General features: G+C 70.1%; 16 protein-coding genes and 1 tRNA gene. 15 read left to right on the top strand and 2 right to left on the bottom strand.

Translation table 11 applies throughout. The annotated features are described in order from the left end of the window. The first annotated feature begins 14 nt into the window (after positions 1–14). Positions 15–1,430, top strand: coding sequence for a pyruvate kinase (gene pyk, locus ACFVN5_RS09660; protein WP_376954835.1), 1,416 nt, complete (start codon positions 15–17; stop codon positions 1,428–1,430). Between the two features lie 80 nt (positions 1,431–1,510). After that, complete coding sequence (locus ACFVN5_RS09655; protein ID WP_376954834.1) at positions 1,511–1,960, top strand: cyclase; 450 nt, start codon at positions 1,511–1,513, stop codon at positions 1,958–1,960. 14 nt (positions 1,961–1,974) lie between these two features. Here the strand turns inward: ACFVN5_RS09655 and ACFVN5_RS09650 are convergent. Next, positions 1,975–2,057: transfer RNA gene (locus ACFVN5_RS09650), tRNA-Leu, on the bottom strand. A gap of 36 nt (positions 2,058–2,093) precedes the next feature. Between ACFVN5_RS09650 and ACFVN5_RS09645 the strand changes: the two genes are divergently transcribed. The 5 genes from ACFVN5_RS09645 to rpsA all read left to right on the top strand — a co-directional run bounded on the left by ACFVN5_RS09645 (position 2,094) and on the right by rpsA (position 11,125). Continuing rightward, positions 2,094–2,699, top strand: a complete 606-nt coding sequence (locus tag ACFVN5_RS09645) for an ANTAR domain-containing response regulator (RefSeq protein ID WP_376954833.1) — start codon at positions 2,094–2,096, stop codon at positions 2,697–2,699. Positions 2,700–2,841: 142 nt separating this feature from the next. Then, positions 2,842–5,544: a DNA polymerase I gene (gene polA / locus ACFVN5_RS09640; protein WP_376954832.1), complete on the top strand. Its 2,703-nt coding sequence runs from the start codon at positions 2,842–2,844 to the stop codon at positions 5,542–5,544. 168 nt (positions 5,545–5,712) lie between these two features. Next, a complete protein-coding gene (locus ACFVN5_RS09635) occupies positions 5,713–7,386 on the top strand; it encodes a DUF885 domain-containing protein (RefSeq protein WP_376954831.1) in 1,674 nt (557 codons plus the stop codon). A gap of 201 nt (positions 7,387–7,587) precedes the next feature. Next, on the top strand, positions 7,588–9,522 hold the full coding sequence (locus ACFVN5_RS09630) for a PKD domain-containing protein (RefSeq protein ID WP_376954830.1): 1,935 nt from the start codon (positions 7,588–7,590) through the stop codon (positions 9,520–9,522). 154 nt (positions 9,523–9,676) lie between these two features. Next, positions 9,677–11,125 (top strand): 30S ribosomal protein S1, encoded by a 1,449-nt coding sequence (rpsA, locus tag ACFVN5_RS09625; protein WP_376954828.1) that lies wholly within the window; start codon positions 9,677–9,679, stop codon positions 11,123–11,125. A 100-nt stretch (positions 11,126–11,225) separates the two neighbouring features. On the opposite strand, the gene ACFVN5_RS09620 is transcribed toward rpsA, so the two are convergent. Further along, positions 11,226–11,837: a DUF4126 domain-containing protein gene (locus ACFVN5_RS09620; protein WP_376954827.1), complete on the bottom strand. Its 612-nt coding sequence runs from the start codon at positions 11,835–11,837 to the stop codon at positions 11,226–11,228. A gap of 78 nt (positions 11,838–11,915) precedes the next feature. On the opposite strand from ACFVN5_RS09620, the gene coaE reads away from it, so the two are divergent. The 8 genes from coaE (at position 11,916) to gap (ending at position 23,490) form a co-directional block, all read left to right on the top strand. Next, positions 11,916–12,527 (top strand): dephospho-CoA kinase, encoded by a 612-nt coding sequence (coaE, locus tag ACFVN5_RS09615; protein ID WP_376954826.1) that lies wholly within the window; start codon positions 11,916–11,918, stop codon positions 12,525–12,527. Positions 12,528–12,626: 99 nt separating this feature from the next. Further along, positions 12,627–14,693: an excinuclease ABC subunit UvrB gene (gene uvrB, locus ACFVN5_RS09610; protein WP_376954825.1), complete on the top strand. Its 2,067-nt coding sequence runs from the start codon at positions 12,627–12,629 to the stop codon at positions 14,691–14,693. Positions 14,694–14,791: 98 nt separating this feature from the next. Further along, a complete protein-coding gene (gene uvrA / locus ACFVN5_RS09605) occupies positions 14,792–17,683 on the top strand; it encodes an excinuclease ABC subunit UvrA (RefSeq protein WP_376954823.1) in 2,892 nt (963 codons plus the stop codon). A gap of 5 nt (positions 17,684–17,688) precedes the next feature. After that, entirely contained in the window at positions 17,689–19,665 is a 1,977-nt protein-coding gene (gene uvrC, locus ACFVN5_RS09600) for an excinuclease ABC subunit UvrC (RefSeq protein ID WP_376954822.1), read from the top strand. 37 nt (positions 19,666–19,702) lie between these two features. After that, entirely contained in the window at positions 19,703–20,584 is an 882-nt protein-coding gene (gene rapZ, locus ACFVN5_RS09595) for an RNase adapter RapZ (RefSeq protein ID WP_376954821.1), read from the top strand. Between the two features lie 37 nt (positions 20,585–20,621). Next, positions 20,622–21,599, top strand: coding sequence for a DNA-binding protein WhiA (gene whiA / locus ACFVN5_RS09590; RefSeq protein WP_376954820.1), 978 nt, complete (start codon positions 20,622–20,624; stop codon positions 21,597–21,599). 164 nt (positions 21,600–21,763) lie between these two features. Continuing rightward, entirely contained in the window at positions 21,764–22,390 is a 627-nt protein-coding gene (locus ACFVN5_RS09585) for a superoxide dismutase (RefSeq protein ID WP_376954819.1), read from the top strand. A gap of 95 nt (positions 22,391–22,485) precedes the next feature. Continuing rightward, positions 22,486–23,490 (top strand): type I glyceraldehyde-3-phosphate dehydrogenase, encoded by a 1,005-nt coding sequence (gene gap, locus ACFVN5_RS09580; RefSeq protein WP_376954817.1) that lies wholly within the window; start codon positions 22,486–22,488, stop codon positions 23,488–23,490. The last annotated feature ends 6 nt before the right edge of the window (positions 23,491–23,496 follow it).

Genomic DNA, 23,496 nt, shown 5'->3' with positions numbered 1-23,496 from the left:
GGAGCACACACCAGATGAGACGAGCGAAGATCGTCGCCACCCTCGGGCCGGCGACGTCGAGCTATGAGCAGATCCGGGCGATCATCGATGCCGGCGTCGACGTCGCGCGCATGAACCTCAGCCACGGCACCTACGACGTGCACGAGGGCGTCTACCAGAACGTCCGGAAGGCGGCGAACGACTCCGGCCGCGCGGTCGCGGTGCTCATCGACCTCCAGGGCCCGAAGATCCGCCTCGGCAAGTTCGAGAACGGCCCCCACGAGCTCGCCGAGGGCGACATCTTCAAGATCACCACCGAGGAGATCCTCGGCACCAAGGAGATCGTCGGCACGACCTTCAAGGGCCTTCCGCAGGACGTGAAGGCCGGCGACCACCTGCTCATCGACGACGGCAAGGTTCGCGTCGAGGTCGTCGAGACCGACGGCACCGTCGTCACGACCAGGGTCGTCGTCGCCGGCCCGGTCTCGAACAACAAGGGCATCAACCTCCCCGGCGTCGCGGTCAACGTGCCCGCGCTCTCGGACAAGGACGAGGCCGACCTGCGCTGGGGCCTCGAGCTCGGCGCCGACCTCATCGCCCTCTCGTTCGTGCGGAACGCCGCCGACGTCGAGCGCGTGCGCGAGATCATGGACGAGGTCGGCCGTCGCGTGCCGGTCATCGCCAAGATCGAGAAGCCGCAGGCCGTCGACGCGCTCGAGGAGATCGTCGAGGCGTTCGACGCCATCATGGTCGCCCGCGGCGACCTTGGCGTCGAGCTGCCGCTCGAGGCCGTGCCCATCGTGCAGAAGCGCGCCATCGAGATCGCCCGTCGCCTCGCGAAGCCCGTCATCGTGGCGACGCAGATGCTCGAGTCGATGATCCACAGCCCGGTGCCCACGCGCGCCGAGACCTCCGACGTCGCGAACGCCATCCTCGACGGCGCCGACGCGGTCATGCTGTCGGGCGAGACGAGCGTCGGCGAGTACCCGGTGATCACGGTCAAGACCATGGCGCGCATCGTCGAGTCGACCGAGCAGCACGGACTCGAGCGCATCCCGCCGCTCGGCACCAAGCCGCGCACACAGGCCGGCGCGATCACGCTCGCCGCGGTCGAGGTGGCGGACTTCGTCGAGGCCAAGTACCTCTGCGTCTTCACCGAGACCGGCGAGTCGGTGCGGCGGATGACCCGCATCCGCTCGGTCATCCCGATCCTCGCGTTCACGCCCGACCCCGCCATCCGGCGCCGCATGGCGCTCAACTGGGGCGTCGAGTCGTTCGTCGTGGACCGCGTGACGCACACCGACCAGATGGTCGGCCAGGTCGACGACGTGCTCGCGAAGACCGGCATGGCGGTGAACGGCGAGAAGGTCGTCATCATCTCGGGATCCCCTCCCGGCATCCCCGGCACCACCAACGACGTGCGCGTGCACGTCGTCGGCGAGGTGCTCTAGCCCCAGCCCTCGGCGAGAGCCGATCCCGACGGCCCGGTCGATCGACCGGGCCGTCGGCGCGTCCGTGGCAGGATGTCGTGGTGACCGTCGAGTTCGAGTTCCGCACGCCGTTGGCGATGCCCGTCGAGGAGGCGTTCGAGCGCTCGCTCAGCATCGACCTGCACGTCGCCTCGATGGCGGCCAGCCACGAGCGTGCGATCGGCGGCGTCACCTCCGGCCGCATCGGGCTGGGGGAGGAGGTCACCCGGCGCACGCGGCAGTTCGGCATGCCGATCACCATGACGAGCCGGATCACCGAGCTCGAGGCGCCCAACTGGTTCGTCGACGAGCAGGTGCGCGGCCCCTTCCGCAGCTACCGGCACGAGCACGCGTTCATCGCCGAGGGCGACGGCACCCTCATGATCGACCACGTCGTGTTCGAGGCGCCCCTTGGGCGACTCTCCGAGGCGGTGGTCGGCCCGCGGCTGCAACGGCTGATCGCCGAGCGCAACGCGTACCTCGCGGCATCCGGCCGGCCGACATCGGCGTGATCACGCCTGAACGGTGCCGGTGGTGGGGGTCGAACCCACACGCCCTTTCGGGCAAAGCATTTTGAGTGCTCCGCGTCTGCCATTCCGCCACACCGGCCAGAGGCCCCGCTCAGAATACCGTAGGCTTTCCTGCGTGACAGACAGCGAACAGACCCTGCCGGCGCCGCGCCGCGTGGTCGTGGCGGAGGACGAGTCCCTCATCCGCCTCGACATCGTCGAGATCCTCCGCGACAACGGCTACGAGGTCGTCGGGGAGGCCGGCGACGGCGAGACGGCCGTGGCCCTCGCGACCGAGCTGCGCCCCGACCTCGTCATCATGGACGTGAAGATGCCCCAGCTCGACGGCATCTCGGCGGCCGAGCGGCTCTCGAAGGGCCACATCGCGCCGGTCGTGCTCCTCACCGCGTTCAGCCAGAAGGAGCTCGTTGAGCGGGCGAGCGAGGCGGGCGCCCTCGCCTACGTCGTGAAGCCGTTCACCCCCAACGACCTGCTGCCGGCCATCGAGATCGCGCTCGCCCGGCACGCCCAGATCATCGCGCTCGAGGCCGAGGTCGGCGACCTCGTCGAGCGTTTCGAGACCCGAAAGCTCGTCGACCGCGCCAAGGGCCTGCTCAACGAGAAGATGGGCCTCACCGAGCCCGAGGCGTTCCGCTGGATCCAGAAGGCATCGATGGACCGTCGCCTCACCATGAAGGACGTCTCCCAGGCCATTATCGAGCAGCTCGCTCCCAAGAAGTAGGGCCTCCAGAGCCCGAGCAGCGGATGCCGCGACGACCCGTTCGTCGCGGCATCCGTCGTCTCCGCCGGCGCCCGAGGCCGCGGCATCCGTCGCCCGCCGCCGCCGTGAGATCGGTGTCACCGGTCGCTTGTAGTCTTGGTGGGTGCCGGACGCAGACAAGCCCACCCTCCTCGTGATCGACGGCCACTCGTTGGCCTTCCGCGCCTTCTACGCCCTCCCCGTCGACAGCTTCTCGACGCGCGACGGGCAGCACACGAACGCCATCCACGGGTTCCTGTCGATGCTGCTCCTGCTGCTGCAGAACGAGAAGCCCACGCACCTCGCGGTCGCGTTCGACATGTCGCGGCAGTCGTTCCGCACGCGCGAGTACGCGGAGTACAAGGGCAACCGAGGTGAGACCCCGGTCGAGTTCAGGGGCCAGGTCCCGCTCCTCCAAGACGCGCTGCGGGCCATGGGCGTGCGCACGCTCGAGAAGGAGGACTTCGAGGCCGACGACATCCTGGCGACGCTCGCCTCGCGCGGCGCCGCCGAGGGGTACCGCGTGCTCCTCGTCTCGGGCGACCGCGACACCATCCAGCTCGTGAACGACGACGTCACGCTCCTCTACCCCAACACGCAGGGCGTCTCGCAGCTCAAGCGCTACGACACCGACGCGGTCGTCGAACGCTACGGCATCCGCCCGGAGCAGTACCCCGACGTGGCCGCCCTCGTCGGGGAGACGAGCGACAACCTGCCCGGCATCCCGAAGGTCGGCGAGAAGACCGCGGTGAAGTGGCTGGGCCTCTACGGCGACCTCGACGGCATCCTCGCGCACGCCGAGGAGATCAAGGGCGTCGTCGGGCAGAACCTGCGCGACGGGCGCGAGAACGCCGTGCGCAACCGCAAGCTCAACCAACTCGTGCGCGACGTCGAGCTCGACGTCGAGATCGCCGAACTCGAGTCCCGTCCGATCGACCTCGAGTCGGTGCGTCCGATCTTCGAGCGGCTGGAGTTCCGCACGCTCATGGAACGCGTGACGAAGCTCGTAACGGGCGAGGCCAACGGCAGCGGCGGCGCCGTGGCCGCGGCATCCGCGCCCGCCCAGCCCGAGGTCGTCGAGTCCGGGCCGGCGCCCACCGCGCCGACCTCGCAGCGCCTGGTCGGCGACGACCTCGCCGCGTGGCTCGAGCGCGCCGCGGCCGCCGAGCCGGCGGGCCTCGGCCTCAGCCTCGAGGTCGTCGACGGACGCGTGATCGGCGCGGGCATCGCGACCGCCGACGAGTCGGTGCACCTCGCGTGGCGGGCAGGCGCGCCCGAGACGGCGCCGTTCGAGGCGTGGCTCGCGAGCGACGCACCGAAGATCCTCACCGACGCGAAGCCGCAGCTGAAGGCGCTCGCGCGGTCGGGTCTCGCGATCGACGGGCTCGTGCTCGACACGCTCCTCGCCGGATGGCTCGTGCGGCCGATCCTGCAGGAGAAGACGCTCTCCGACCTCGTGTCGTACCACCTCGGCGAAACCGTGCCGCAGGCCGACCCGGCGATGCTCGTCCCAGAGGAGGGCAGCGATTCCGGCGCGCCCGAGTACGCCTGGTACACGCTCCGGCTCGCGCCCGTCGTGCTCCGCGCGCTCTCCGAGGAGTCGCGCCGCCTGCTCGCCGAGGTCGAGATGCCCCTCGTGCACGTGCTCGCCGCCATGGAGCTGCGCGGCGTCACCGTCGACCACGGCGAGCTCTCGACGCTCTCCGGCGAGCTCGGAGCCCGCGCCGCGGCGCTGGCCGAGGCGGCCTACGCCGAGATCGACCGCGAGATCAACCTCGGCTCGCCGAAGCAGCTCCAAGAGGTCCTCTTCGACCAGCTCGGCATGCCGAAGACCCGGGCCACGAAGACCGGCTACACGACCGACGCGAACGCGCTGGCCGACCTGCAGGAGTCGAACCCGCACCCGTTCCTCGGCTACCTGCTCGAGCACCGCGACGTCACGAAGCTCCGCCAGATCATCGAGTCCCTCGACAAGGCGATCGGCACCGACGGGCGCATCCACACGACGTACGGCCAGATCGGCGCGGCCACCGGGCGCATGTCGTCGAACGACCCGAACCTGCAGAACATCCCCATCCGCACCGAAGACGGGCGACGCATCCGCGAGGCGTTCCGCCACGGTCCCGAGTACGCCGAGCTGCTCACGGCCGACTACTCGCAGATCGAGATGCGCATCATGGCGCACCTCTCGGGCGACCCCGGGCTCATCGAGGCCTTCAACGCGGGCGAAGACCTGCACCGGTTCGTCGGCGCACGGGTCTTCTCGGTCGACCCGGCCGATGTCACCAACCTCATGCGCACCAAGGTGAAGGCGATGTCCTACGGCCTCGCCTACGGGCTCAGCGCGTTCGGCCTCTCGAAGCAGCTCCGCATCGAGCGGGCCGAGGCCCAGCAGCTCATGCGCGAGTACTTCGAGCGGTTCGGCGCGGTGCGCGACTACCTGCGCGGTGTGGTCGAGCAGGCGAGGATCGACGGCTACACCGAGACGATCTTCGGCCGCCGTCGCCCGTTCCCCGACCTCTCCAGCCCCAACCGGGTGCTCCGCGAGAACGCCGAGCGCGCCGCCCTCAACTCGCCGATCCAGGGCTCGGCCGCCGACATCATCAAGATCGCCATGTCGCGCGTCGAGGCCGACATCGCCGGTCGCGGGCTGCAGAGCCGCATGCTCATGCAGGTGCACGACGAGCTCATCTTCGAGGTCGCGCCGGGCGAGTCCGACGTGCTCGAGGAGGTGGTGCGCGATCGCATGGCGCACGCCGCCGACCTCCTCGTGCCGCTCGACGTGCAGATCGGCCGCGGCGCCAACTGGGACGACGCGGCCCATTGAGCCGAGCGACGCGGATGCCGCGAGCCGACGCATGCGGCTCGCGGCATCCCGCGTCGTGGCCGGCCCACTCGGGCCCTCGCACGCGCCGCTCAAACGTCTGCACGTGCCGCTGAGGCCGGTCGCCCGGGCCTTCGCGGCGCGTCGGCGGGGTGCCCTAGGCTCGCTCCCATGGCATCGAGTGAGCGCACCCCGTCCGACGTCGACCGCATCGCCGAAGGGTGGGTCGACACCCTCGTCGAGCTGAACCCGGCCGTCGGCACGTACATCGGCCGATCCTCCGCCGACGACCGGCTCGCCGACTACTCGCCCGAAGGCCACGAACGGGCCGTGCACGAGATGCGGCAGGCGCTGGCGGCGCTGCGTACCGCCGCTCCGGTCGACGACGTCGACCGCATCACGGTCGCCGACCTCGGCAGCGAGCTCGCGCTCGACCTCGAGAGCGATGAGGCGAAGCTGCACCTGCGCGACCTCAACGTGATCGCGAGCCCCGCGCAGGAGATCCGCGAGGTGTTCGACATCATGGCCACCGACTCGCGAGACGACTGGGAGCGCATCGCGTCCCGGCTCGGCGAGGTGCCGCGCGCGATCGGCGGCTACGTCGCCACGCTCCGCGCCGGCATCGGCGAGGGCGTGGTGCCCGCGGTCCGGCAGGTGCACGAGGTCGCCGCCCAGGCGCGGCGCATCGCGAAGCCCGACGGGTTCTTCGCGACCTTCGCCGAGCACGCGAAGGCCGGCGACGAGGAACTCGCGGAGCCGCTGCGTCGCGAGCTCGAGCGCGGGGCATCCGAGGCGGCCACCGCCTACGGCGCACTCGCCGACTTCCTCGAGGGCGAGCTCGCACCCGTCGCGGGCGAGCGCGACGGCGTGGGCCGCGAACTGTACGCGCTGCAGTCGCGCCGCTTCCTGGGCGCGGTCATCGACCTCGACGAGACCTACGAGTGGGGCATCGAGGAGCTCGCCCGCATGGTCGCCGAGCAGGAGTCCATCGCCCGGGAGATCACGCCCGGGGCATCCGTCGCCGAGGCGATCGCCTACCTCGACGGCGACCCGTCGCGCAAGCTGCACGGCACCGACGCCCTGCAGCGGTGGATGCAGGAGACCAGCGACCGTGCCGTCGCCGAGCTCGGCGCCACGCAGTTCGACATCCCCGCCGAGATCCGCACCCTCGAGTGCCTCATCGCGCCCACGCAGGAGGGCGGCATCTACTACACGGGTCCGAGCGACGACTTCAGCCGCCCGGGCCGCATGTGGTGGTCGGTGCCCGAGGGCGTGACCGAGTTCGACACCTGGCGCGAGCTCACCACCGTGTACCACGAGGGCGTTCCGGGCCACCACCTGCAGATCGGGCAGGCGGTCGTGAACCGCGGCAAGCTGAACACCTGGCGTCGGCAGCTGGCCGGCACGTCGGGCCACGCCGAGGGCTGGGCGCTCTATGCCGAGCGGCTCATGGAGAGCCTCGGCTACCTCGACGACCCCGCCGACCGGCTCGGCATGCTCGACGGCCAGCGAATGCGCGCGGCGCGGGTGGTCCTCGACATCGGCGTGCACCTCGGTAAGCCGCGCCCCGACGGCCAGGGGCCGTGGACGGGGGAGTACGCGCTCGAGTTCCTCTCGCAGAACGTGAACATGAACGAGGGCTTCGTGCGGTTCGAGGTGAACCGGTACCTCGGCTGGCCGGGCCAGGCGCCGTCGTACAAGGTGGGCCAGCGCATCTGGGAGCAGCTACGCGACGAGGTCGCACGCCGCGAGGGCGATGCGTTCGACATCCGCGAGTTCCACCGTCGCGCGCTCGACCTCGGGGGCGTCGGGCTCGACACGCTGCGCGGCGCGCTCCTGAGCTGACGCTCGCGGCGGGTCGGGTGGCTCGGACGTCTGGGCGGCTTCGCCCTGGAACCCCCAGTTGAGGTGAGGAATCCTCAAGAACACTGGTGGGTGGGGCGAGCTGACGGCTAGCATGCGACGAGAGGCGCTCGGCGCCCGACCCTGCGGAGACGGCGCGCCGCCGCGCCTGGCACGAGTCAACCCGACGTGCAAGGAGCGGTCATGAGTGCCCTCAAGTCGTTGATCGCCGCTGCAGCCGGCGCCTCCGTGATCGCCGCGGCCCTGATCGGCAGCACCGTGCAGCCGCGGACGGCGGCCACGCCCGGCACGGTCCACTTCACCGCGTCCGGCGACATCGCGGCGCGGGCCGAGTCGGCCGCGGTCCTGAGCCAGGTCGACGCGCTCGACCCCGACCTGCACCTCGCCCTGGGCGACCTCTCCTACGGGGCCACCGGCGCCGAGCAGACCTGGTGCGACTTCGTGACCGCGCGCGTGGGTGCGGGGTTCCCGTTCGAGCTCATCTCGGGCAACCACGAGAGCGACGGCCTCAACGGCAACATCAACGACTTCTCGGCCTGCCTCCCGAACCAGCTCCCGGGCGTCGTCGGCACCTACGGCCGGCAGTACTACGTCGACGTGCCGCAGGGCGCCCCGCTCGTGCGGTTCATCGGGATCTCGCCCGGGCTCGTCTACTCCGACGGCGCTTGGACGTACACGGCCGGCTCGCCCCGGTACCAGTGGACCGCCGCCGCCATCGACGGGGCCCGCGCCGCGAACATCCCGTGGGTCGTCGTCGGCATGCACAAGCCGTGCCTCTCGATGGGGCAGTACACCTGCGACCCGGGCGCCGACCTCGTGAACCTCCTGCTCCAGAAGCGCGTCGACCTCGTGCTCGGCGGCCACGAGCACCTGTACCAGCGCTCCAAGCAGCTCGTCACGCGGGCCGGATGCACCTCGCTCACCATCGGCGGCTACAACCCCGCGTGCGTGGCCGACGCCGACAGCGACCTCGTGCGGGGGGCCGGAACCGTCTTCGCGACGGTCGGCACGGGCGGGATCCAGCTGCGCGACGTCACGACGACCGATGCCGAGGCCGGCTACTTCGTCACGTCGTCCGGGCTCAACCAGAACCCGACGTGGGGCAACCTCGACGTCTCGGCGACCTCCACCGCGATGACGGCGCGATTCGTACCCGCGACGGGCGGCACGTACACCGACGCCTTCACGATCACGGCGGGCCAGGCGGGCAACACGCCGCCGGTCGCGGCGTTCACTCCGACGTGTGCCGGGCTCGGCTGCACCGTCGACGGCAGCGCCTCGACCGATTCCGACGGCCTGGTGGCCGACTACGCCTGGCAGTTCGGCGACGGCGGCACCGCGACCGGAGCCACCGCCTCGCACACCTACGCCGCAGCGGGCAGCTACACGATCACGCTCACCGTCACGGACGACGACGGCGCCACGGCGTCGACGACGGCGGCCGTGACGGCCGTCGATCCGGGCGGGCCGGCGGTCATCGCCTCCGACGCGTTCGGGCGCGAGGTCGTGAACGGACTCGGCTCCGCCGACGTCGGCGGCCCATGGACCTTCACGGGCGCGAGCTCGTCGTACTCGGTCACGGGTGGCACCGGGCGACTCCGAATGGCCACGCTCGGGGGAACCCTCAACGCGTACCTCGACGGCGCGTCGCAGCAGGCGGGCGACCTGAGGTTCAGCATCGCGGTCGACAAGCCGCCCACGGGCTCCGGCATCTTCCTCTCGGCGATCGGCCGCCGCGTGACGGTCGTGGGCGCGTACCAGGCGAAGATCGTGCTCCGCGTCGGCGGGACGGTCGGCATCTCGCTCGTCCGGGTGAACACGAGCGGCGGGGGAGAGGTCGCGCTCACGCCGGCCATCAACATCCCCGGGCTCGTGTACGCGGCCGGCGACCGCCTCAACGTGCGCCTGCAGGTCATCGGCGCCTCGCCGACGACCCTCAACCTCAAGGTGTGGAAGGCCGGCACGCCCGAGCCGGCGGCCTGGCAGCGAACGGCGACAGATGCCACGGCCGGCCTGCAGGCCGCGGGCGGCATCGGCCTGCGCACCTACCTCTCCAGCACCGCAACGAACGCACCCGTGACGGCGACGATCGACGATCTCGTGCTCACGGCGCCCTGACGGGCGGCTGGAAGCCCGGTTGCCGATGGCCCTCGCCGTCGGTTAGGATGGAGCGTCACGCGTGTGACATCCCTGTCCGCATGCCCGCCGCGGAAGTCATAAACGCTCTACTTCGCGACGGGCTCGATTCTGTCCTTTACGGAGCATTCACTACATGACAACCGCAACGACCAAGGCGCCCAAGCAGGTCGCGATCAACGACATCGGATCTGCTGACGATTTCCTCGCCGCGGTCGAGAAGACTCTGAAGTTCTTCAACGACGGCGACCTCATCGAGGGTACCGTCGTGAAGATCGACCGCGACGAGGTCCTCCTCGACGTCGGATACAAGACCGAGGGTGTGATCCCCTCCCGCGAGCTTTCCATCAAGCACGATGTCGACCCCAGCGAGGTCGTCGGCGTCGGCGACACCGTCGAGGCCCTCGTTCTCCAGAAGGAGGACAAGGAAGGCCGACTCATCCTGTCGAAGAAGCGCGCGCAGTACGAGCGCGCCTGGGGCGACGTGGAGAAGATCAAGGAAGCCGACGGCGTCGTGACCGGCCAGGTCATCGAGGTCGTCAAGGGCGGCCTGATCGTCGACATCGGCCTCCGCGGCTTCCTCCCGGCTTCGCTCATCGAGCTCCGCCGCGTCCGCGACCTCACGCCGTACCTCGGCCAGGAGATCGAGGCGAAGATCCTCGAGCTCGACAAGAACCGCAACAACGTCGTGCTCTCGCGCCGCGCGCTCCTCGAGCAGACGCAGTCCGAGTCGCGTTCGACGTTCCTCGCGAACCTCCACCCGGGCCAGATCCGCAAGGGCGTCATCTCGTCGATCGTCAACTTCGGTGCGTTCGTCGACCTCGGCGGCGTGGACGGCCTCGTGCACGTCTCCGAGCTGTCGTGGAAGCACATCGAGCACGCCAGCGAGGTCGTCGAGGTCGGCCAGGAGGTCACCGTCGAGGTGCTCTCCGTCGAGCTCGACCGCGAGCGCGTCTCCCTGTCGCTCAAGGCGACGCAGGAGGACCCGTGGCAGGTCTTCGCCCGCACGCACGCGATCGGCCAGGTCACCCCGGGCAAGGTCACGAAGCTCGTCCCGTTCGGCGCGTTCGTCCGCGTCGCCGACGGCATCGAGGGTCTCGTGCACATCTCGGAGCTGTCGGGCCGTCACGTCGAGCTCGCCGAGCAGGTCGTGTCGGTCGGCGAGGAGGTCTTCGTCAAGGTCATCGACATCGACCTCGAGCGTCGCCGCATCTCGCTCTCGCTCAAGCAGGCCAACGAGGGCGTCGACCCCGAGGGCACCGAGTTCGACCCGGCGCTCTACGGCATGCTCACCGAGTACGACGAGCAGGGCAACTACAAGTACCCCGAGGGCTTCGACCCCGAGACGAACGAGTGGCGCGAGGGCTTCGAGGCCCAGCGCGAGAAGTGGGAGCAGGACTACGCTGCAGCCCAGGCTCGTTGGGAGGCGCACAAGAAGCAGGTCGCCCAGGCGAACGCTGCTGCTGCCGCCGACGACTCGTTCGCGGGCTCGGCGTCGTACTCGAGCGACTCCGCGGCGGCCGGCACCCTTGCCGACGACGCGTCGCTCGCTGCACTGCGCGAGAAGCTCTCGAGCAACAACTAGTCGCACGCGACGAACGGAAGGCCGGTCCCCTCGGGGGCCGGCCTTCCGGCGTTGCGGGCGCCCGTTCGGCCCGGATTCGCGGGGTCGCGTGCTCGCCGTCTCAGCCCGGGGGAGCCGGCGGCTGCGCCGCGCGCTCGCGCCGGAGGCGTCGTCGGCGCACCAGCCAGACCAGGAGCGCCGCCATCACGACGATGGCGAGCAGCACGAGCACGGGCGCGAGGATGGCGGCGAACGCGAGGGTGAAGCTGCCGGCGTCCTCCGCGGCGCTCGCGACGGGGGCGCCCACGCCGGCCGTCGACGCGTTCACGATCGGCCGCGCTGCGGCCTTCGCGAGGTGCACCCCGAGCGCGAGGACGATGCCGATCGCGATCGGGACCCACTGCTGCGAGGCGAAGAACGTCTCGGGGTCGGTGACCGCCACGGTGGTCGCCCCGACGCCCGATCCGAACGCGATGCCGCCCGCCGTCGGCCGCACGAACGTCTGCACCACGTCGTTGGCCGAGTCGAGTCCCGGCACCTTGTCGGCGACGAACTCGAAAACGAGCAGTACGACGAGGATGAGGAGCACCCACTCGTTCGCAAGCCACGCCCACGCGGGCGGGAGCTCGATGAGTCCCGTGAAGCGGTCGAGCGCGCCGAGCACGACGAGCGGGATCCAGGCGTTGAGCCCGGCCGCGAGCGCGAGGCCCGTGCCGGTCAGCAGCTCGAGCATCGACACCCCCTCCGGCCGTGCGGCCCGTCGACCGGACGTCGCCGTCGGGTCGAGTGTCGCATGGATAGAGTGGGGAGCGTGTATCTGATCGGTCTCACGGGCGGAATCGCCTCCGGCAAGTCCACGGTCGCCAGGCGCCTCGTCGAGCACGGGGCGGTGCACATCGACGCCGACGACCTCGCGCGCCGCGTCGTCGAGCCCGGCAAGCCCGCCTTCGACGCGATCGTGGCCGAGTTCGGCCAGGGCGTTGTCGGGCACGACGGACGGCTCGACCGCCCGAAGCTCGGCGAGCTCGTGTTCGGCGACGACGCCGCGCGGGCGCGGCTCAACGCGATCGTGCATCCGGCCGTCCGCGAGCTGTCGCGCAAGCTCATCGAGCGCGCGGAGGCCGAGGACCCCGACGCCGTCGTGGTCTACGACGTGCCGCTGCTCGTCGAGGCATCCGTCGACCACCCCTTCGACCTCATCGTCGTGACGAACGCGCCGCGCCGCACGCAGGTCGAGCGCCTGGTCGAGGAGCGTGGGTTCGACCCGATCCAGGCCGAGGCCCGGGTCGACGCCCAGGTCGACAACACCGCGCGGCTCGCGATCGCCGACGTCGTGATCGACACCGACGGGTCGATGGCGCACACCATGAGCCAGACCGACGCGCTCTGGCAGCGCATCCGGCAGGAGCGCGCCCGGGCGTAGCCGCCGTTCGGCGAGCGGATGCCGCCGCTCGCGCCTGCCCGCGTTCGCCCGTGGCGCACGCCGGGTGGAGTGTCGGCGGGCGAACCTAGACTTGAACGCATGCAGGCCACGCGTTCCGTCCGTCCGTTCGAGGTCGTGAGCGAGTACCAGCCGAGCGGCGACCAGCCCACGGCGATCGCCGACCTCGCCGCCCGCATCAACGCCGGTGAGACCGACGTGGTGCTCCTCGGCGCCACCGGCACGGGCAAGTCCGCCACCACCGCCTGGCTCATCGAGCAGGTGCAGCGGCCCACGCTCGTGCTCGCGCACAACAAGACGCTCGCGGCCCAGCTGGCCACCGAGTTCCGCGAGCTGATGCCGAACAACGCCGTCGAGTACTTCGTGTCGTACTACGACTACTACCAGCCCGAGGCCTACGTCCCGCAGACTGACACCTTCATCGAGAAGGACTCGTCCATCAACGCCGAAGTGGAGCGGCTACGGCACTCCACCACCAACTCGCTGCTCAGCCGGCGCGACGTCGTCGTCGTCTCCACCGTGTCCTGCATCTACGGCCTCGGCACGCCGGAGGAGTACCTCAACGCGATGATGCCGCTCCAGGTGGGCCAGCGGGTCGACCGTGACTGGCTCATCCGCAAGTTCGTGTCGATGCAGTACCAGCGCAATGATCTCGCCTTCTCGCGCGGCACCTTCCGCGTGCGCGGCGACACGATCGAGATCATCCCGGTCTACGAGGAGCTGGCCATCCGCATCGAGATGTTCGGCGACGAGATCGAGGCGCTCTACAGCCTGCATCCGCTGACCGGGCAGGTCGTGGCGAAGCTCGACGCGGTGCCGGTGTTCCCGGGCTCGCACTACGTGGCGAGCACCGACGTGATGCAGCGGGCGATCGGCACGATCCGCGACGAGCTCGACGAGCGCCTCGCCGAGCTCGAGCGCGAGGGCAAGCTGCTCGAGGCGCAGCGCCTGCGCATGCGCACCACGTTCGACCTCGAGATGATGGAGCAGATCGGGTTCTGCTCGGGCATCGAGAACTACTCGCGGCACATCGACGGGCGAGCGCCGGGGGAGGCGCCGCACTGCCTCCTCGACTACTTCGCCGACGACTTCCTGGTCGTCATCGACGAGTCGCACGTCACCGTGCCGCAGATCGGGTCGATGTACGAGGGCGACTCCTCGCGCAAGCGCACGCTCGTCGAGCATGGGTTCCGCCTGCCGAGCGCGATCGACAACCGTCCGCTCAAGTGGGACGAGTTCAAGGCGCGCGTCGGCCAGACCGTCTACCTCTCGGCCACGCCCGGCCGTTACGAGATGGGCGTCGCCGACGGCGTCGTCGAGCAGATCATCCGCCCGACCGGCCTCGTCGACCCGCAGATCGTCGTGAAGCCGTCGAAGGGCCAGATCGACGACCTGCTCGAGGAGATCCGCATCCGCGCCGAGCGCGACGAGCGCGTGCTCGTGACGACGCTCACGAAGCGCATGGCCGAGGAGCTCACCGACTTCCTCACCGAGGCCGGCGTGCGCGTGCGCTACCTGCACTCCGACGTCGACACGCTCCGTCGTGTCGAACTGCTCACCGAGCTGCGGGCCGGCGTCTATGACGTGCTGGTCGGCATCAACCTGCTTCGCGAGGGCCTCGACCTGCCCGAGGTGTCGCTCGTGGCGATCCTCGACGCCGACAAGGAGGGCTTCCTCCGCTCGTCGACGTCGCTCGTCCAGACCATCGGCCGAGCCGCGCGCAACGTGTCGGGCGAGGTGCACATGTACGCCGACGTGCTCACCGAGTCGATGGCGGCGGCGATCGACGAGACCACGCGTCGCCGGGAGCTGCAGCTCGAGTACAACCGTGCGAACGGCATCGACCCGCAGCCGCTGCGAAAGCGCATCGCCGACATCACGGCGGTGCTCGCGCGTGAGGAGGCCGACACCGCGGCGCTGCTCGCCGGTCGCGAGGGTCGCACCAAGGCGCCGGTCCCGAACCTCCGCCGCGAGGGCATCGCCGCCGAGGGTGCGAACGACCTCGAAGATCTCATCCGCGACCTCAACGACCAGATGCTCGAGGCCGCAGGCGAGCTGAAGTTCGAACTCGCCGCACGCCTGCGCGACGAGGTGTCCGAGCTCAAGCGCGAGCTCCGGCAGATGGAGAAGGCCGGACACCTGACGTAGGAGGGGAGCCCCCTCGAACTCCGAGAATCGAACGTATGTTCGCTGAGAGCACGTGCCGCGCCCGACTTGGTGTCGGTGGCGCTCTCTAGACTCGGAGGGTGCCAGTTTCACGTCTCGATGCCCACTCGCGCCTGAGTGTCCGCGGTGCCCGCGTGCACAACCTGCAGAACGTCGACGTCGAGATCCCGCGCGATGCCATGGTCGTGTTCACGGGGCTCTCGGGCTCGGGCAAGTCCTCGCTCGCGTTCGACACGATCTTCGCCGAGGGCCAGCGTCGCTACGTCGAGTCGCTCTCCGCATACGCCCGCCAGTTCCTCGGCCAGGTCGACCGTCCCGACGTCGATTTCATCGAGGGGCTGAGCCCGGCGGTGTCGATCGACCAGAAGTCGACGAACCGCAACCCGCGCTCGACGGTCGGCACGATCACCGAGATCTACGACTACATGCGCCTCCTCTGGGCACGCATCGGCGTGCCCCACTGCCCGGTGTGCGGCGAGAAGATCCAGCGGCAGACGGTGCAGCAGATCGCCGACCAGCTCATGGAGCTCTCAGAGGGCACGCGCTACCAGGTGCTGAGCCCGGTCGTGTCGCAGAAGAAGGGCGAGTTCGTCGACCTGTTCCGCGAACTCGCGGCGGGCGGCTACTCGCGCGCCGTCGTCGACGGCGAGGTCATCCGGCTCGACGAGCCTCCGGTGCTGAAGAAGCAGGTCAAGCACGACATCTCGGTCGTGATCGACCGGCTCGTCGCCGGTCCCGAGCTCCTCGGCCGCCTCACCGACTCGCTCGAGACGGCCCTGCGCCTCACCGACGGGCTCGTGCAGGTCAACTTCGTCGACGAGACCGGCCCCGACGCGTGGACCACGTTCTCCGAGAAGCTCTCGTGCCCCAACCAGCACCCGATCCAGCTCACCGAGATCGAGCCGCGCACCTTCTCGTTCAACGCGCCGTTCGGCGCCTGCCCCGAGTGCTCGGGCCTCGGCACGCGCATGTCGGTCGACGAGGCGCTGCTGCTCGGCGACATGACGCTCAGCATCGCCGAGGGCGTCATCCTGCCGTGGACCTCGCAGGGCAAGAGCCTCTACAACTACTACGAGAAGCTGCTCGACGGGCTGGCCCGCGACCTCGGCTTCTCGCTCGACACGCCGTGGGAGGAGCTCCCGGCCGACGCGCGCAACGCCGTGCTCCGGGGCGACAACTTCGAGGTCAAGGTGCGGTGGCGCAATCGCTACGGCCGCGAGATGAGCTACACGTCGGGCTTCGAGGGTGTGGTGCCGTACATCGAGCGCCAGTACCTCCAGGCCGAGACCGACGTGCAGCGGGCGCGCTGGGCCGAGTACCTCCGCGAGGTGCCGTGCCCGGTGTGCGACGGCAAGCGCCTCAAGCCCGAGGTGCTCTCGGTGCTCATCCACGACCACAGCATCGCCGACGTCGGCCTGCTCAGCCTCACCGATGCCCGCGCGTTCATGGACCGACTCCAACTCACCGACCGCGAGCAGGCCATCGGCGCCCAGGTGCTCCGCGAGATCAAGGTCCGCCTCGACTTCCTGATCCGGGTGGGACTCAGCTACCTCGACCTCGCCCGGGCGGCCGGCACCCTCTCGGGCGGCGAGGCGCAGCGCATCCGGCTCGCGACGCAGATCGGCTCGGGCCTCACGGGCGTGCTCTACGTGCTCGACGAGCCGAGCATCGGGCTCCACCAGCGCGACAACCGCCGCCTGATCGACACGCTCGTCGCCCTGCGCGACCTCGGCAACACGCTCATCGTCGTCGAGCACGACGAGGACACGATCCGCACGGCCGACTGGATCGTCGACATCGGCCCGGGAGCCGGCGTCAACGGCGGTACCGTGGTGCACTCGGGCAGCTACGCCGACCTCCTCAAGAACTCGCGCTCGCTGACGGGTGATTACCTGTCGGGCCGCAAGGAGATCGCGATGCCCACCCGGCGGCGCGCGATCGATCCCGGCCGCATGATCTCGGTGCAGGGCGCCGAGGCCAACAACCTGCGGGGCGTCGACGTGGAGTTCCCGCTCGGCACGTTCACGGCGGTCACCGGCGTGAGCGGCTCGGGCAAGTCGTCGCTCGTCAACGACATCCTCTACCGCGTGCTCGCGAACCGGCTCAATGGCGCCCGCAAGGTGCCGGGCAAGCACCGCCGCGTCACGGGCATCGAGCAGCTCGACAAGGTCGTGCACGTCGACCAGGCGCCGATCGGCCGCACGCCGCGGTCGAACCCGGCGACCTACACGGGCGTGTTCGACCGCATCCGCACGCTCTTCTCCGAGACCACCGAGGCGAAGGCGCGCGGCTACCTGCCCGGCCGGTTCAGCTTCAACGTCAAGGGCGGGCGATGCGAGGCGTGCGCGGGCGACGGCACGATCAAGATCGAGATGAACTTCCTGCCCGACGTGTACGTCGCGTGCGAGGTCTGCGGCGGCAAGCGGTACAACCGCGAGACGCTGCAGGTGCACTACAAGGGCAAGAACATCGCCGAGGTGCTCGAGATGCCGATCAGCGAGGCGGCGGAGTTCTTCGAGCCGATCTCGGCGATCCACCGGTACCTCAAGACGCTCGTCGACGTCGGCCTCGGCTATGTGCAGCTCGGGCAGAGCGCCACGACCCTGTCGGGCGGCGAGGCGCAGCGGGTGAAGCTCGCCACCGAGCTCCAGCGCCGCTCGAACGGCCGCAGCGTGTACGTGCTCGACGAGCCCACGACGGGCCTCCACTTCGAGGACGTGCGGAAGCTCCTGAAGGTGCTCGGCAAGCTCGTCGACAAGGGCAACACGGTCATCGTCATCGAGCACAACCTCGACGTGATCAAGTCCGCCGATTGGATCATCGACCTCGGGCCCGAGGGCGGCTCCGGCGGCGGCCAGGTCGTCGCGACCGGCACGCCCGAGCAGGTGGCTCGAGTGGCCGAGAGCCACACCGGCTACTTCCTGCGCGAGATCTTCGACGCGGCATCCGCCCACGTCGAGGTCGCCAGCTGACGCGGATGACCACAGCGCTGTCACGAGACACCGTTCCGTACCGACCGAAGCCGGGGGAGATCCCCACGGGCCCCGGCGTCTACCGGTTCCGCGACGCCGATCGCCGCGTGCTCTACGTCGGCAAGGCGAAGAACCTGCGTGCTCGCCTGTCGAACTACTTCGCGCCGCTGTACAGCCTGCACGAGCGCACCCGCCGCATGGTGCTCAGCGCGGCATCCGTCGAGTGGACCGTCGTCGCGAGCGACGTCGAGGCGCTGAACCTCGAGATCACGTGGATCAACGAGCTGAAGCCGCCGTTCAACGTGCGGTTCAAGGACGACAAGTCCTACCCGTACCTCGTCGTGACGCTCGCCGATGAGGCGCCGCGCGCGATGGTCTCGCGCAAGCGCGGCATCCCGGGGGCCCGGTACTTCGGCCCGTACCCGAAGATGTGGGCCGTCACCGACATGCTCGAGATCCTCATCAAGCTCTTCCCGATCCGCACGTGCAAGGACAGCGACTACCGGCGCGCGATGGCGACGGGCAAGCCGTGCTTCGCAGGCCAGATCGGGCGGTGCTTCGGGCCGTGCTCGGGCAGGGTCACGGTCGAGGAGCACCGGGCGAACGTCGATCGGTTCGTCGCGTTCATGCAGAACCAGGACCCGCGCATCGTGCGCGACCTCGAGCGCGAGATGCACGCCTCGTCGGCCGTGCTCGACTACGAGTCGGCCGCGCGCAAGCGCGACCAGCTGCAGGCGGCCACGGCCTTCTTCGAGAAGAGCGCCGTCGTGCTCGGCGACCGTGTCGACCTCGACGTGTTCGGCATCGAGCACGACGAGCTCGCCGCCGCGGTGCACCTGTTCATGGTCCGCGGCGGCCGCATCCGCGGTGAACGGTCGTGGACCGTCGACAAGGAGCTCGACGTGCCGCTCGGCGAGCTCGTCGATGTCGTAGTCCAGAACGCGTACGGCGACGACCTGACGCCGGCGCGCGAGGTGGTCGTGCCCGAGCTGCCCGACGACGCCGAGGCGCTCGAGACCTGGCTCGGCGGGCTCGCGGGCCGCAACGTGACCCTCCGCGTCGCGCAGCGCGGGGCGAAGGCGCAACTGCTCGCCACGGCGACGCAGAACGCCAAGCAGTCCCTGATGCTCTACAAGACGCGTCGCAGCGCCGACTTCACGACCCGCTCGCGGGCGCTGGAGGACATCCAGGAGGCCCTCGGCATGGCCGACGCGCCGCTGCGCATCGAGTGCTACGACGTCTCGCACCTCAGCGGCACGAACATCGTGGCGTCGATGGTCGTGTTCGAAGACGGTCTCGCGCGAAAAGACGAGTACCGCCGGTTCACCATCCCGAGCTCCACCGACGACACCGACTCGATCCACCAGGTGCTCACGCGCCGGCTCGCGTACCTCGCGAGGCCGGCCGGCGACGAGGCATCCGATCAGGCGGTCGCGGGGGCGGGGGCCGGCCGCGACGCGCCGAACGACGACACCCAGAACGGCGACGCAGCGGATGTCCCGGTGGTCTCCGAGCGGCGCAAGAAGTTCGCCTACCGGCCCAACCTCCTCGTCGTCGACGGCGGGCAGCCGCAGGTGGCGGCCGCGGCCCGGGCGCTCGAGGAGTCGGGCGTCGAGGGCATCTACCTGTGCGGCATCGCCAAGCGGCTCGAGGAGATCTGGACGCCCGAGGCCGACTTCCCGGTCATCCTGCCGCGCAACAGCGACGCCCTGTTCCTGTTCCAGCGCGTCCGCGACGAGGCGCACCGCTTCGCCATCACGCACCAGCGCCAGCGCCGCAAGCGCGACATCTCGACGGTGCTCTCCGAGATCCCGGGGCTCGGGCCGGCCAGAGTGCGGGAGCTGCTGAAGCACTTCGGATCGGTGAAGCGACTGCGCGGCGCGGGGGAGACCGAGATCGCCGAGGTGAAGGGCATCGGCCCGAGCCTCGCGGCCACGGTCCACGCGCACCTGCACGCTGACGGCGTGTCGGCGCCCCGGTAGGCTGGGGTGTCGACGCGCGAAACGGGGGCAGGGGACGATGGCAGCCGAGGTTGAGCACCACCAGCAGGAGATGCTCATCGTCACCGGGATGTCGGGCGCCGGACGATCCACCGTCGGGAACGCGCTCGAGGACCTGGGCTGGTACGTCGTCGACAACCTCCCGCCGCAGATGCTGCGTCCGCTCGTCGAACTCGTCGAGCGCGCCGGGGCCTCGCTCCCGCGCATCGCGGCGGTCGTCGACGTGCGCGGCCGCGACTTCTTCTCGGAGCTGCAGGACATCATCCAGGCACTGCGAACGGGCGTGAACGTGCGCGTCGTGTTCCTCGACGCGACCGACGCCGTGCTCGTGCGCCGCTTCGAGTCCGTGCGCCGCCCTCACCCGCTGCAGGGCAACGGCACCCTGCTCGACGGCATCGGCGCCGAGCGCGGTCGGCTGGCCGAGCTTCGTGAATCGAGCGACATCGTCGTCGACACGTCCGACCTCAACATCCACCAGCTCGCGACGCTCATCACCGAGACCTTCGCCGAGGAGGGTCGCGCCGGCCTGCGGGTCACCTTGCTGAGCTTCGGCTTCAAGTACGGGCTCCCGGCCGACGCCGACCTGGTGGCCGACGCCCGGTTCCTGCCCAACCCCTTCTGGATCCCCGAGCTCCGCCACCTCAACGGCGAGGACCCCGAGGTGGCCGAGTACGTGCTCGGCCAGCCCGGTGCGCGCGAGTTCATCGACGCCTACGCCACCGCCCTCGAGCCGGTGCTCGCGGGTTACCAACGTGAGAACAAGCGACACGCGACCATCGCGATCGGATGCACCGGCGGCAAGCACCGCTCGGTGGCCATCGTCCGCGAGCTGGCCGACCGCCTGGGCGCGCTCCCGGGCGTGGCCGTCAGCGTGAAGCATCGCGATCGCGGCCGTGAATGAGCCGGCCGCACCACATGAATGAACGAGAGGACGTGACGTGGCACTGACCGCCGACGTGAAAGAGGAACTCGCGCGGGTCGAGGTGTCGAAGACGAGCGTGCGTGCGGCCGAGCTCGCCTCGGTGCTGCGCTTCGCAGGCGGCTTGCACATCATCTCGGGCCGCATCGCGATCGAGGCCGAGCTCGACTCGCCGACGATCGCCCGACGCGTGACCCGCGACCTCGGCGAGCTCTACGGCGTGCGACCCGATGTCTCCGTGATCTCGCCGTCCGGCATCCGCCGGCAGAACCAGTATCTGGTGCGCGTGCTCGACGGCGGCGAGACGCTCGCCCGGCAGACCGGGCTGCTCGACGCCCGCCGCCGTCCGGTGCGCGGGCTGCCGAACAAGCTCACAACGGGCTCGCGCGACGACGTCGCAGCCGTCTGGCGCGGCGCGTTCCTCGCGCACGGCAGCCTCACCGACCCCGGCCGATCGGCGGCGCTCGAGGTCACCTGCCCCGGCAACGAGACGGCGATGGCCCTCGTGGGCGCGGCCGGCCGCCTGGGCGTCTCGGCGAAGGCCCGCGAGGTGCGCGGCGTGCACCGCGTCGTGATCCGCGACGGCGAGGCGATCAGCGCGATGCTCGCGATCATGGGCGCGACCGAGACCGTGCGCAACTGGGAGGAGCTGCGGCAGCGGCGCGAGGTGCGCGCGACCGCGAACCGCCTCGTGAACTTCGACGACGCGAACCTCCGCCGGTCGGCGCAGGCCGCCGTCGCCGCGTGCGCGCGCGTGGAGCGCGCCATGGAGCTCCTCGGCGACGACATCCCCGACCACCTGAAGTACGCGGGGGAGCTGCGCCTCGCGCACCGCGACGCCAGCCTCGACGAGCTCGGCCACCACGCCGACCCGCCCATGACGAAGGACGCCGTGGCCGGACGCATCCGACGCCTGCTGGCCATGGCCGACAAGCGCGCCGCGGAGCTGGGCGTCCCCGGCACCGAGGCGAGCCTGCCCGCCGATCTCGACGACTGAGCGGGCGAGCGCGGCGCCGCGGCATCCGACCGCCGACGGCCGCCCGGGCAGGTGACCGAAAGCGTCAAGGCCCGGCAGCGCCCGCAGCGTCAGGCATAGGCTAGGGGATGCCGCGGTCGCGCCGGGCAGAGGCCCGGTTCCCCGGCATCTGACAAGGAGAAGCAATGGCTGACTACACCCTCCCCGATCTCCCGTACGACTACGCGGCCCTCGAGCCGTCGATCAGCGGTCGGATCATGGAGCTGCACCACTCGAAGCACCACCAGGCGTACGTGACCGGTGCCAACACGGCCCTCGCGCAGCTCGCCGAGGCGCGCGACTCGGGCAACCTCGCCAACGTCAACAAGCTCGAGAAGGACCTCGCGTTCAACCTCGGCGGCCACGTCAACCACTCGATCTTCTGGACCAACCTGTCGCCCGACGGCGGCGACAAGCCGACCGGCGAGCTGGCCTCGGCGATCGACGACGAGTTCGGCTCGTTCGACAAGTTCCAGGCCCACTTCACGGCCACCGCGCTCGGCGTGCAGGGCTCCGGCTGGGCCGTGCTCGCGTGGGACTCGATCGGCCAGCGGCCCATCATCGTGCAGTTCTTCGACCAGCAGGGCAACCTCCCGGCGGGCATCGTCCCGCTGCTGATGCTCGACGTCTGGGAGCACGCGTACTACCTCGACTACCAGAACGTCCGCGCCGATTACGTCAAGGCGTTCTGGAACATCGCGAACTGGGACAACGCCCAGCTGCGCCTCCAGGCAGCACGCGAGAAGACCTCAGGGCTGCTGCTACTGTCATAGCGGATGGTGTCCCCGGGCGCCGTCCGGGGACACCGCCGTCCGATCAGTTCACCTTGGAATCCGCGCATTCGCGCACGTCAATTCAGGAGACATCCGTGTCCGTAAAGATCGGCATCAACGGCTTCGGCCGCATCGGCCGCAACTACTTCCGAGCCGCCCTCGCCCAGGGCGCCGACCTCGAGATCGTCGCCGTGAACGACCTCACCGACAACAAGACGCTCGCGCACCTGCTGAAGTACGACTCGGTCACGGGTCGCCTCGACGCGACCGTCGACTACGACGACGACCACATCATCGTGAACGGAAAGGCGATCAAGGCCTTCGCGGAGCGCGACCCCGCGAACCTGCCCTGGGGCGAGCTCGGCGTCGACATCGTCATCGAGTCGACCGGCTTCTTCACCAAGGCCGCTGACGCACGCAAGCACCTCGAGGCCGGCGCGAAGAAGGTCCTCATCTCCGCTCCGGCGACCGACGAGGACGCGACCTTCGTCATGGGCGTCAACGAGGACTCGTACGACCCCGAGAAGCACAACATCATCTCGAACGCGTCGTGCACCACGAACTGCCTCGCGCCGCTGGCCAAGGTCTTCAACGACGCGTTCGGCATCGAGCGCGGCCTCATGACCACGGTGCACGCCTACACGGCCGACCAGAACCTGCAGGACGGCCCGCACAAGGACCTCCGCCGCGCCCGCGCCGCCGCCATCAACATCGTCCCGACCTCGACCGGTGCGGCGAAGGCCATCGGCCTCGTGCTGCCCGAGCTCGTCGGCAAGCTCGACGGCTTCGCCCTGCGCGTCCCGGTCCCCACCGGATCCATCACCGACCTCACCGTCACCTCCTCGCGTCCCGTGACGGTCGACGAGGTCAAGGCCGCCTACAAGGCCGCCGCCGACGGCCCCCTCAAGGGCATCCTGAAGTACACGGAGGACGAGATCGTCTCGAGCGACATCGTCTCCGACCCGTACTCCTGCATCTTCGACGCCGGTCTCACGCGCGTCATCGGCGACCAGGTGAAGCTCTCGGGCTGGTACGACAACGAGTGGGGCTACTCCAACCGTCTCGTCGACCTCACCGAGTACGTCGCCGAGCGCCTCTGAAGCGGG

Origin of the sequence: Agromyces sp. NPDC057865 (assembly GCF_042796995.1) — a bacterium.
Taxonomy (GTDB): domain Bacteria; phylum Actinomycetota; class Actinomycetes; order Actinomycetales; family Microbacteriaceae; genus Agromyces.
This window is presented reverse-complemented; position numbering and strand designations above follow the sequence as displayed.

Bases quoted from the DNA above. Each gene is read 5' to 3' on its own strand.
- ACFVN5_RS09620 (WP_376954827.1), bottom strand. From the start codon at position 11,837: ATGCTCGAGCTGCTGACCGGCACGGGCCTCGCGCTCGCGGCCGGGCTC.
- uvrB (WP_376954825.1), top strand. From the start codon at position 12,627: ATGCAGGCCACGCGTTCCGTCCGTCCGTTCGAGGTCGTGAGCGAGTAC.
- rpsA (WP_376954828.1), top strand. From the start codon at position 9,677: ATGACAACCGCAACGACCAAGGCGCCCAAGCAGGTCGCGATCAACGAC.
- rapZ (WP_376954821.1), top strand. From the start codon at position 19,703: ATGGCAGCCGAGGTTGAGCACCACCAGCAGGAGATGCTCATCGTCACC.
- ACFVN5_RS09585 (WP_376954819.1), top strand. From the start codon at position 21,764: ATGGCTGACTACACCCTCCCCGATCTCCCGTACGACTACGCGGCCCTC.
- ACFVN5_RS09635 (WP_376954831.1), top strand. From the start codon at position 5,713: ATGGCATCGAGTGAGCGCACCCCGTCCGACGTCGACCGCATCGCCGAA.
- uvrC (WP_376954822.1), top strand. From the start codon at position 17,689: ATGACCACAGCGCTGTCACGAGACACCGTTCCGTACCGACCGAAGCCG.
- pyk (WP_376954835.1), top strand. From the start codon at position 15: ATGAGACGAGCGAAGATCGTCGCCACCCTCGGGCCGGCGACGTCGAGC.
- ACFVN5_RS09630 (WP_376954830.1), top strand. From the start codon at position 7,588: ATGAGTGCCCTCAAGTCGTTGATCGCCGCTGCAGCCGGCGCCTCCGTG.